Here is a 12,057-nt window from a genome sequence, read left to right as displayed (position 1 = left end):
TTGCTAAATGGTTTCAGCTGTCGGGTGTCAGTACACAGAAGACAGAGAACAGAGGACAGATAAGCTATCTCAGCTTACAGTATTATCATCTGTCTTCTGTCATCTGACCTCTGTCCTCTGATAGAAAACCTGACACCTGAATCCGCCTACGGCGGAACACCTGAAACCTATTGAATTTTACAGCTACACTATAAAAGGGAGGCTGTATGCCAAATCATCATTTAACTACAGCAAAGAAGGGCACTTTAACCCGACGCCAATTCATGTGGTTAACCTCAATGGCCGCCGCCGGCTATGTGTTTGGATGTGCCACAGACCCAGTCACCGGGAAAAAGCAGTTTATGCTCGTATCTGAAAACACTGAAATTAAAATTGACCAGCAGTATGCACCCATGCAGATTTCCAGTGATTTCGGTGCTGTGCAGGATAGCCAATTAAACAGCTATGTCAGCGAGGTGGGCAATAAAATGGCGGCTAAATCCCATCGACCCCACATGCCCTATTCATTTCGGGTGGTCAATGCCACCTATGTTAATGCCTATGCCTTTCCCGGCGGTACCATTGCCGCAACGCGCGGTATTATGCTCTCAATGGATAACGAAGCTGAACTGGCGGCCCTGCTGGGTCACGAGTTGGGTCATGTGAACGCCCGCCATTCCGCCGAGCAGATGTCAAAAGGAAAGCTGGCTCAGGCAGCTGTCGGCGGTGTTTCGGTGCTCGCCGGTACACAGAGCTCAGCCCTGGGAGATCTGGCCAACCAGCTGGGTCAAGTCGGTGCCGGTGCATTGCTCGCATCTTACAGCCGCGACAATGAACGCGAAGCCGATGCCCTCGGAATGAAGTATATGGTGGGCGCAGGATATGGTTCCCAGGGGTTTGTCGGCCTAATGGATATGCTCAACAGCATGTCAAAGCATAAATCCACGACTGTCGACCTCTTATTTGCCACCCACCCGATGAGCCAGGAGCGCTATGATACGGCTGTTCAGATGGCCAATACCCAATATCAGTCTTCTTTGAAAGGACCGCTTGGCCGCGAACGATATATGGACCGCACCGCACGCCTGCGGGCAAAGAAAAAAGCGATCATTGAGATTCAAAAGGGGCAAAAGCTGCTGGCTCAGCGCAAATACGACAATGCCAGCAAGCACTTCCGCAAAGCATTGAAGAAAGCGCCCGGTGATTATGTTACCCTGTGTATGACCTCTATTGTCAATTTGGTTCAGAATAACAATGCAGTCGGCCGCCAATATGCTGAAATGGCCCAAAAAGCCTACCCCCAGGAAGCCCAGGCCTATCACCTGAGCGGAATTGCCAAAATCCGCCTGAAAAAATTCGCCGGCGCCTACGAAGAATTTAGCACCTACGATCGATTGCTGCCGGGAAATCCGAACACGATCTACTTTAAGGGATACTGCCAGGAGGGTATGGGCAACAAGGAGCAAGCGGCCAACTACTATTATCGTTTTCTACAGGTCGTACAGCAGGGCCCAAATGCCCAGCACGCCTACCGCCGCCTGGTTGATTGGGGGTATATCAAGTAGTTCATACGGGTGCTGTCTAATTATTACCTGAATTTTGCACGAGCCGGATTCTTTCATATGCAAGTCATTTAAGGCCGAGGCTATCCGCCTCAGGCGGATGCCTCGGCCTTAATAATCCGCCTGAGGCGGACCGATGGATGCCTGAGGCTTGTCCGCCTATGACGGACTCGCCCGCTGGGTGAAGATTAATGAGATAAAATGATTTTCATCCTTTATACCTTTTTAGTATTTTGAATAAGTTCTATAATTTGTCTAGCTGGCTGTAATTTAATGCAATCTCAACTTCTCATTAATTTTCATGCAAGATTCAGGTATTATCAGTCAATATATCTCTGATGGAGCTTACGTTCAGCTCAATTTTGGGGAGTGCTGGCGTATTGTATAATTCATCTAATCTTATGCTCACCCATTCAGCCTTCCAGTATGCCATTACTCCAGTGCGCCATCACTCCAATGCAAGACCCCATTGGCGATACAATTGATTTGGGAACCAAAGCCGGATATGGTATAACATGACCCAATATGAACGACCTTCCCGACATACTCCAAAAGGACCTGGGACAAAAATGGGAGGCGTTTAGAGATTCATCCAAAAAAGCCGGTGTCCACCTTTCACGAGATCCGCAAATCTTAAGCGCCCTGCAGCGCGTGTTTGCATTCAGCAATTTCGTTGCCGATAGCTGCACACGCGATCCTGCTTTAATTTCCGATCTGATCGACAGCGGCGATCTTCAGCGTCGCTATGCTTCAAAAGACTATGATCAAAAATTAAAATCGTCCCTTGTCAATGTAGAAGATGAGGCGGCGTTGAGCCGACACTTGCGTATCTTCCGGCTCAGGGAAATGCTGCGAATTGCATTCAGGGATCTCTGTGGCTGGAGCGACCTTGCCGAAACCGTCACCGATCTTTCCAGCATGGCAGATACCTGTCTTGAACAGACCGCTGCGACCCTGACCCGTTGGTTAATTGATCAATACGGCAAGCCGACCGCCAAGGATGGCTCCCGCCAGCGCCTGGTGGTTCTGGGTCTTGGTAAACTGGGGGCCTGTGAGTTAAACTTCTCTTCCGATATCGATTTAATCTTTACCTACCCAAAAGCCGGCCAAACACAGGGGAAATCAAAACCCATAACAAACGATGATTTTTTTACCCGCCTGGGCCGCCAGCTGATCCGGGTTCTCAGCCAACCCACTGTTGATGGGTTTGTGTTCCGTGCAGATCTGAGATTGCGGCCTTACGGTGAAAATGGCCCCCTCGTCATGCATTTTGAAGCGCTGGAAAACTATTATCAGGAGCAAGGGCGGGAATGGGAACGCTATGCCTTGATTCGCGCACGGGCGGTGGCCGGTGATAAAAAAGCCGGCCGGCAACTGCTCAGACAATTAAATCCCTTCATTTACCGTCGTTATTTGGATTATGGCGCCTTTGATTCCCTGCGCGAAATGAAGCAAATGATTTCCCTCGAGGTGCAGCGCAAAGGGATGAAGCACAATATTAAGCTGGGTTGGGGCGGTATTCGCGAAATTGAATTTTTCGGCCACATGTTTCAGCTGATTCGCGGCGGCGTCACGCCTGAACTTCAAGAGCGCAGTATTCAAAAAGTGCTCCGTATTTTGGTGCAAGAAAACCATATCCCGCCAGAAGTGGGTCATGAACTCGCAAGCGCTTACATTTTTCTCAGAGACACCGAACACCGCCTGCAAGAATTTGCCGATCAACAGACCCACGATTTACCCTCAGCGCCTGCTGACCAGGCCCGTCTGGCAGCCGCCATGGGATATAGCGATACCGCCCAATTTAGACAGCAGCTGGAAGCACATCGCCGCAACGTTCATCGTCAATTTCAGATGTTGCTGGAAGCTAAAGAATCTGAAACCGATACACAAAAAACCGATGAACAGCTACTGGGCGTCTGGCAGGGTCTGGTCAGCGATACACAGGCTGAAACCGTGCTCAAGGATGCCGGTTTCAGACAACCACAGGAAGTCTTGCGACACCTCAGCTATTTAGGCAATGCCCTGGGACCGGCTCAAATCGGATCAAAGGGGCAGCAACGACTTGAAAGATTAATTCCTCAAGTCCTCAAAACAGTTGGCCGCGCTAAACAACCCGAAAGGGTGTTGGGGCGAATTGTGGACCTGTTAAAATCGATCGGCGGGCGAATCAGCTATTTTGCACTGCTGCTTGAAAATCCGGATGTACTTACGCATCTGGTTCAGCTGACAGAGGCCAGTCCCTGGATCGCTTCTTTTCTGGCCTTACATCCGGTTCTTTTAGATGAACTTTTGGACCCGCGCACATTGTATTTACCGCCTGATGTCAACCAGATAAGGGCCGACATAGAACGAAAAATGCGCAGCGGCTCCGCGGATGACCTTGAACATCAAATCGAGCAGATGTGCATTTTTAAAGAAATAAACGTGCTGCGGGTTGCGGCAGCTGATGTCACCGGAGCGCTGCCCTTGATGCGCGTCAGCGACCATTTGTCGGATATCGCCGAAACAGTGCTATCTGAAGTCGTTCAAATCGCCTATGCGCATTTGCTGGCCAAGCACGGTTCGCCAAGCTGCAAATTGGACGCCGAACTTGGCGATAGCGGCTTTGCAGTCATTGCCTATGGCAAGCTCGGTGGTTTGGAATTAGGCTATGGGTCCGATTTGGATCTGGTATTTTTGCATTCCGGTAGCCGTGAACCAACGCAGGGTGGCCAACAACCCATCGACAGCGCCCAATTTTTTAACCGTCTCGGTCAGCGAGTTATTCATATCCTGACCGCCCATACCCGCGCGGGCAAATTATATGAAATCGACATGCGCCTCCGACCCAGCGGAGGTGCCGGGGTGCTGGTCAGCCACGCGGAAGGATTTCGTGATTATCAGCAAAACCAGGCCTGGACCTGGGAACACCAGGCCCTAATCAAAGCGCGTCCCATTCTGGGAGATCCGCTGCTCACCGATAATTTCCAAAACACGCGCAAGTCGGTTCTGGCCCGGCAACGAAAAAAGGCCAAGCTGCAACAGGAGGTGACCCGCATGCGCAACCGCATGCGACAGGAACTGTTACAACCCAAAGCGGGAGAGTTTGATATCAAGCAGGATACGGGCGGTATGGTCGATATCGAATTTTTAGTACAGTATCTGGTATTGCTAAAATCGCACGAATATCCGGCATTACTCGATTGGACCGATAATGTCCGTCTGATCCAGACGTTGATCTCAACCGGCGCTATCGATGAATATACGGCCCATGTTTTAAAACATGCCTATCTGATTTATCGGGCCGCAGCACATCAAGCCAGCCTGCAGGAAAAGCCGGCCAGGGTTTCTGAGCAAAAGTTTGGCTACCTGCGCAAGCGAGTTAGAAAAATCTGGGACTCCTTTTTAGGAACCCATTGATATGGGTCAGCGCACAATAAACGTTTTTAGGCTGCGGCTGTATTTTGACCGTTGCAGTTTTTGAAGCGCCCGCGCCTCGATCTGGCGGATACGTTCGCGCGTAATATCAAACTCCAGGCTGATCTCATCCAGGGTGTGATCGGTCTTTTCACCAATGCCAAACCGCATTCGCAAAATCTTTTCTTCCCGCGGTGTCAGCACAGACAAAACTTTGCGCGTTTTCTCGGCCAGGTTGCGCTTGGCCGCATAGGTGAAGGGATCCCTTTCATCACAAACTTCAACGACATCACCCAGAAAACGTGTGGCCTGGGAATTCAAAGGCGCATCCAATGAAAGCGGCTCTCCGGCAATGGCCAATATTCGGTCCACTTCATCAAAAGGTATCCCGCTGCGGTCAGCTAGTTCTGCTAGGTTTTCCTCTCCATTGTTTCCGTCCGTCAGACTGCTTGCTGCTTTTTGAATTTTGCGGTACCGTTCCCTGATATGAATCGGAAGTCGAATCGTTCTGGCCTGGTTGTAGATGGCCCGCAAAATCGCCTGCCGGATCCACCAAACAGCACAGGTACTGAAACGCGTACCACGCCGATAATCATAGCGATTGGCTGCCCGAATCAAGCCGATGTTGCCCTCCTGGATCAAGTCAATCAAAGACAGTCCACGCTGAGCATAGCGTCTGGCAATGCTGACCACAAGACGCAAATTGGCATTTATCAGTTTGCTGCGAAGCGCACTAAGCCGTTCTCGGCAAAGTCCAATTTGGGTTAAGGAGCGATCCGGCTTTGAATCCTGAGAATCCGGTTCACGGTGCTGCTCACGAATGCTTGTCTCGATATCATCAAATACAGGCGGTTCAAAACGCCATTCCGTTAAGACATCAAACATTTGATTAAGCTGGCTGTTTAACAGCGCTTGCAGCGGCTTTTGCCGAACTGCTTTAAAGCCTGTGACAAGCAAATGGGACCGATTTGCCTTAACGGCAATATGTATCTGCTCAAGCTTTCGGATCGTCTTGCGAAAAGAATCAATCTTCTCCTTATCGCTCAGCCGATCTCCTCGTTTATGAACGTTGATCAAAATCTTGCTGGGTGCTCTTTGACTGTCTTCAATCTGACGGCCAAAGTTAATCAAATGGTCCACAGCGATTTCTGATTGCAAGATAACGCGCATCAGATCTAATTCCGCCTGTTCGATGGCTTTGGCAATGGCAAGCTCCTCTTCTGGATTAATACGCTTAAAACAACCGATGTGTTGATAGTAACGGGCTAAAGGTTTTGTCACCCAATCCGGCTCGCCAGATTCACTGGAATCATCGGTTGTCTTTGTCCGCCACATCCACTCTGGCGCGGCGTGCCGTCCGGCTGATGAGGAAAAATCCAGGTCGATCTTCATAGCCGAAAATTCCGATGACCCGGTAAAAGGCACATGCGGATCAACATAAGCGTTAAATTCGGGTTTTAGGGAATAAGCATTGCTCATAATGATACCCCTTCTTGAACATCACAGGGGCCCTGGCAGCCGATCGCTCATTGCTGCCTAACCTATGTGGCTCCTTATATGTGCTTGATGTTACAAATGGATTCCCAACTCCCCTATTCGCCACCAAATCGACAGGGGTTTGGCTTCACGACTAGAAGGAGGAGATGAGCTTCCCCCTGTGCGCCAAAGCGAATAAAAGGGAGTGGGAAAATTTTAAAATTCCACCAACAGTTGCCTGTCGAACAAATCCGACCGGGCCTGAAAAGGACAGGCCCGGTTCGGATTCATGTTTGGCCATTATGCCAGATGGATCACCACGTAACCGGACTGCATGCGTTTTACCAGCAAGTCAATTCCGTTGGTGCCTTTATCTTTTTGAATCAATTTATTAAACGTGCTGACGGATTCGACGTCCTGACGGTTGACCTCTAGAATAAGATCCCCTTTTTGGATACCGGCTTTATCGGCTTTGCTGTTGGCATTCACACCGACAACCACAACACCTTTGTCATCTGGTATATTAAACCGGCGGGCCATCTCCGGAGTCAGCTCCGCTACCTGAAACCCGTATTCGGTCTCTTTTTTCTGCTGAGGTGCGTCAGCCGCAGCGAGGGTTAATGGCCTTTTGCCTACTTTTACGGTAATCGTCTTTTCCTTACCGTCACGCAACACCTTAACAGTCGCCTTCTGACCGACGATCAGATTAGCAGATTTAGCCGTTAAGCCCCGACTGCTTTCGACCTTTTCACCGTTGAGGTCAACGATAATATCATGGGGTTTGATACCGGCCTCATCCGCCGGATCACCGGGGATCACACTGGCCACCAGCACGCCAGTCGCATCTTTGGCGCCGTAATATTCTGCCAGCTCTTTTTTCAGATCCTGAATGGTTATCCCCAACCAGCCACGGGTCACTTCGCCATCGGATTTGAGTTGTTTAATGATTCCGGTTGCCAGATCGATGGGAATGGCAAATCCGATACCCTGCCCACTGGCGATAATGGCAGTATTGATGCCGACAACCTCTCCGTTCATATTGATCAGGGGACCGCCGCTATTGCCGGGATTGATGGAGGCATCGGTTTGAATGAAATCATCATAGGGGCCGGAACCGATCACGCGTCCTTTGGCACTGACAATACCCGCGGTAACGGTCTGTTCCAGACCGAACGGACTGCCAATGGCAGCCACCCATTCACCCACCTGTAGCTTGTCGGAGCTGCCAAGCTGTGCCGAAGGCAGGTCCCTGTCGGCATCGATTTTGATCAAAGCCAGATCCGTTTGCGGGTCGCGCCCAACAATGTCAGCATCGAATTCACGCTTGTCTTTGAGCATCACTTTGATCTGATCCGCATCTTTGACCACGTGATTGTTGGTGACGATAAAACCATCGGTGTCGATGATAAACCCGGTGCCCAGACCCTTTTGTTTAAATTCATGCGGATTTCGCTGTTTGAATTCATGGGGATTTCTCCGACCGAAAAATTCATCAAAAAAGTCTTTGGACCGATCATCTCCCTGAAACGGCGAGCTGCCAAAATGATGAAGTTCAGCGCCGCCGCCCTTGACGGTCTTTTCCACACGGATGTGGACTACAGCCGGGCTGACATCTTTGGCAAGCTCACTAAAATTTTCCGGAATCATCCGTACCGGAGCGTTTTTGGCTGCTGCTGCTATCTGCAGACCGGATCCCATAACCAGAAGGGCCGTTACGATAGCTGCAATTGATTGACGAATTGCTTTACGGGTTTTCATTGTGTTTACCTCCTCTTTCTTTTTTGCAAATTTGGTCTCATGTTGTTGTCGTGGATCATAGGACAACTGTTTAGCCACAAGATGACGCGAATATGACCAAAAAGTTATCTTTGACAACTTATCTGTGCTGGATTATCATGGGGTGCTGTGCCCGGCAGGATGGGCCTGCAATACGAAGTGACTGTTTGGAAAGGAAGGAAAATGAGAAAAAGATCACCGATTATATTTTTGATCGTTTCTGCCTTTTTCATGGTCTGCTGGTGGACTGCCCAGGATGCGACAGCCGCAGAGGGCTCATGTTACCTTAGGGCCAAAACCCAAGACGTTTTTGTGATTGTCTTTGATATCGACGATGAGGGTAATCAAGGCGCGCAGATCTGGCAGGGCAGAATTAATCATAACGAAAAAGTTAAGATCACAGCACCCCACGGGCGTTTTCGCTATGATTATAATGACCAGCCAGAAGAGGACCAGCCCCTTAGTGGCGGACATGATCGCTGGTGCAATAATTTGAACACTATCCTGGTGCCATAGAACAGAATGGAATCGATATGAACAAAATCTTTCGACACTTGGCTATTGTCGTTTGGGTCGCGCTGGCCGCCGGTTGTGCAGCTACCACCGATGTTGAAACCAAAGAAGGTGCCTGCTACCTCAAGGCCAGCGACCACGATGTTTATCTTAAGGTCTTTGATGTGGACAGCAACGGCAACATGGGCGCGCTCATCTGGCAAGGCAGAATACATCAAAGTCAGACCGCACGAATTAAAACAACCCACGCCCGTTTTCGCTTTTTTTATAATGCCGAACCGGGTGTTGAGCAGCCGTTCAGAAGCGGTGAGGATAAACGTTGTGATGATCTCGACGTTGTGGCCGTTCCCTGATCATCAATGCATCCGATACCATTATTCTGAATTCCAGCGAAATCGAACTCACCATTGCCTGCGTATTGTAATTTCAATCCATTTGATTGCCGACCTGGTTTCTCAATTCCAATATTGGAATAAAACTTAAAAAATGAATGTTACATTTTTGTAATTATTTTCCCTGTTTTCTGCCAAATTTGTAACAACAAGACAGTCGCAATCTAAATTGTCTACCAGAAAAGACCTTGTAATTATTATAAATTTTATGATTTTTGTGTTGTGGCATGCAAGTTGCTCAATAGAAACTGATCTGTTTATTCAAATCAGGATGACGACACGATGACATCAATGCACCAAGAAACCGCCAAGCAGCTGCAGAAAAAAACGGAAAGGTTAATTGAACGCCTTTTAAAGGGCAAGGAACCCAACTTTTTAACGCAGCATACCCGATTGCTGGATGACTATTTTCTCCAGGCATTTGAAACCAGCAGCGTCGGTCCCCGCATGGATATCGGCAAAAATCCTTACGCCATCATAGCGCTGGGCGGTTACGGCCGAGAAGAACAATGCATCCGTTCTGATGTTGATTTGCTGTTTTTATTTAAAAAAAGAGTCCCTAAGGAGGCTGAAAATTTAGTCCAGGAAATCATTTATCCGCTCTGGGACATTGGTCTGGATGTCGGTTATGCCACTCGGTCATTGAAAGAGTGTCTGACACTGGCCGGCAAGGATTATGAAATCCTGACGCCAATATTGGATGCGAGGTTTATTTGCGGTTGGTCAATGCTCCACGCCAATATACTAGATGAGTTGCGCACCAAAATCATCATGCCTAAATCCCGCCGCATCATCAACTGGCTTGTTGAGCGCAATGAATTGCGGCACGCCCAATTCGGGGACTCGGCCTACCTGCTGGAGCCAAACCTGAAGGAGGGACAGGGAGGATTAAGAGATTATCATACCATGTTGTGGATTGCGCGTATCGCTTTTAACGCCAAACAATTCAGAGACCTCGAATATCTGGGCCTGCTTTCACATGAAGAGTTTCAGGCATTAAGCCAATCTGTATCCTTTGTCTGGAATGTGCGCAACCGTATCCATCACATTTGCGGTCGCAAATGCGACCAACTGCACTTTGAAAACCAGGTCAAGCTGGCCCGGGCGCTTAACTATAAAAACGACAATGGGCAGGAGCCGGTTGAAAGATTCATGGGTGACCTTCACGGCCAAATGGAAGCCTTAAAACAACAGCATCTGGTATTTTTGCATGAGCTCGGCTACGAGAAACCCCGTAAACGCAAACGAAAATCAAATAAAAAAAGCGGTGTCGAGGGCCTCAACGTTATCGATTGGGGAATGCTGAATTTTGAAGGGCCTGAAAAGATTTTGCAGTCGCCGGATCTTCTGATGAAAATATTTGAAGAAAGCGCGCGCTTGAAAATCCCACTGAGTGCGGAGGCCAAGCGATTGGTCAAGGAGTTTTCACATCTGGTCACCAAGGCTTACCGTGTTTCTGAGCCGGTCGTTAAATCATTTGAGCGCATCTTGGTAGCCCCGGCGCCAAAATTTAATGTCCTTAACGAAATGCTCAATACAGGATTTTTGGAAAAATTTCTCCCTGAAATGCGCGTGGTGCGCAATCGCATCCAGTATGATGAATACCATCTTTACCCGGTGGACAAGCACCTGCTGCGCACTGTGCAAACGGTTAAAAAGTTCGGTAGCGCTAAAGACAGCAGCCTGGAGCCATTGTGCGCGCAACTGTACCGTAAGCTCAAAAAGAAAAAAGTATTGCTGTGGGCGGCTTTGCTGCATGATATCGGCAAGGGTCAATCTGTTGAAGATCATTCTGCCAAAGGCGCCGAGGTCGTCCAGACCATTCTCAACGAGAAAAAGATGAAGCCTGCCGATGTAAAAACGGTCATGTTCCTGGTGCAGGAACACCTTATGCTGATAAAGACCGCCACCCGCAGAGACATCTATGATGAGGAGACGGCCATTTCCTGCGCCCGCAAGGTCAAAGATATTGAGCGGCTCAAAATGTTGTATTTGCTGACCGTCGGCGATTCAATTGCGACGGGTCCAAAAGCATGGAATGATTGGACGGCAGCGCTGTTGAGAGATTTTTTCCTCAAGGTATATAATGTGCTTGAAAAAGGCGAATTGGCCACCGCTGAGGCCGTTGAGGTCGTATCACAGAAAAAGAAGGATATCGTCACATCTGCCGCCGGTTCAAAAGCCGAAAAAAAGATGACAGCCCTGCTGGAGGTCATGTCACCGCGCTATCTGCTATATATGCCGGCCGATGAAATTCAACGGCATATGAAATTATACCGGAAGCTGTCCCGGAACAATTCTGACTTTCTGTGGAAAATCGATCAGGCACCTGATGCCAACACCCGTGCGGTAACAATTTGCGCCCCTGATCGTCCTGGTCTAATTTCCAAAATTGCCGGTGTTTTTACTCTTAACAACATCGACATTCTGGACGTGCAGGTGTTCACCTGGCGCAATAATATCGCCCTGGATATTTTTAAGGTCAAGCCCCCGCCCGATCCGATCCTGGAAGATGAAAAATGGAACCGAACTGCCGAGAACCTTTCAGCCGCACTGGCTGGCGAACTGGATCTGACCGTCGCCCTGAAAAAAAAAGTGCGGACCTATCGCAACGGGAACGCCGGCCTGGCGACAAAACCCCATCGCGTGACGTTGGATAATACCAGTTCCAGTTTTTTTACCATTATTGAAGTGTTTACCTATGATTTTCCAGGGTTGCTGTACAGTATCACCGATGCCATTTATCGCTGCGATCTGAACATCTGGGTCGCTAAAATCGCCACCAAAGCCGATCAAGTGGTGGACGTTTTTTATGTCAGAGATATCAACGGGCAGAAAGTCGATCTGCCGGAACAGGTCGAGGCTATCAAAGCCGCCCTAATGGAACGGCTGCCGGCGACACAACCGGACTTGGCCCACCCATAATTAAAAATGCAGATCCCGCAACGACTTCAGAAACAGGT

At 49.2% G+C, this 12,057-nt stretch carries 7 protein-coding genes; 5 read left to right on the top strand and 2 right to left on the bottom strand.

What is annotated here, in order from left to right; translation table 11 throughout:
* Positions 1-206: 206 nt before the first annotated feature.
* Positions 207-1,544 carry a M48 family metalloprotease gene (locus QNJ26_05160; protein ID MDJ0984913.1) on the top strand — a complete coding sequence of 446 codons (1,338 nt, stop codon included), beginning with the start codon at positions 207-209 and terminating at the stop codon, positions 1,542-1,544.
* Between the two features lie 522 nt (positions 1,545-2,066).
* On the top strand, positions 2,067-4,940 hold the full coding sequence (gene glnE, locus QNJ26_05155) for a bifunctional [glutamate--ammonia ligase]-adenylyl-L-tyrosine phosphorylase/[glutamate--ammonia-ligase] adenylyltransferase (protein MDJ0984912.1): 2,874 nt from the start codon (positions 2,067-2,069) through the stop codon (positions 4,938-4,940).
* A gap of 6 nt (positions 4,941-4,946) precedes the next feature.
* On the opposite strand, the gene QNJ26_05150 is transcribed toward glnE, so the two are convergent.
* Positions 4,947-6,416: a sigma-70 family RNA polymerase sigma factor gene (locus QNJ26_05150; protein MDJ0984911.1), complete on the bottom strand. Its 1,470-nt coding sequence runs from the start codon at positions 6,414-6,416 to the stop codon at positions 4,947-4,949.
* A 297-nt stretch (positions 6,417-6,713) separates the two neighbouring features.
* A complete protein-coding gene (locus QNJ26_05145) occupies positions 6,714-8,171 on the bottom strand; it encodes a DegQ family serine endoprotease (GenBank protein ID MDJ0984910.1) in 1,458 nt (485 codons plus the stop codon).
* 201 nt (positions 8,172-8,372) lie between these two features.
* On the opposite strand from QNJ26_05145, the gene QNJ26_05140 reads away from it, so the two are divergent.
* The 3 genes from QNJ26_05140 to glnD all read left to right on the top strand — a co-directional run bounded on the left by QNJ26_05140 (position 8,373) and on the right by glnD (position 12,019).
* A complete protein-coding gene (locus QNJ26_05140; GenBank protein ID MDJ0984909.1) occupies positions 8,373-8,705 on the top strand; it encodes a hypothetical protein in 333 nt (110 codons plus the stop codon).
* A 17-nt stretch (positions 8,706-8,722) separates the two neighbouring features.
* Positions 8,723-9,055, top strand: coding sequence for a hypothetical protein (locus tag QNJ26_05135; protein MDJ0984908.1), 333 nt, complete (start codon positions 8,723-8,725; stop codon positions 9,053-9,055).
* Positions 9,056-9,376: 321 nt separating this feature from the next.
* Positions 9,377-12,019, top strand: a complete 2,643-nt coding sequence (gene glnD / locus QNJ26_05130; protein ID MDJ0984907.1) for a [protein-PII] uridylyltransferase — start codon at positions 9,377-9,379, stop codon at positions 12,017-12,019.
* Positions 12,020-12,057 lie beyond the last annotated feature (38 nt).

This window comes from Desulfobacterales bacterium, from assembly GCA_030066985.1.
In the GTDB taxonomy this organism is placed as follows: Bacteria; Desulfobacterota; Desulfobacteria; order Desulfobacterales; family JAHEIW01; genus JAHEIW01.
The sequence above is the reverse complement of the archived record's forward strand: the minus strand, read 5'-3'. Positions and strand labels throughout refer to the sequence as shown.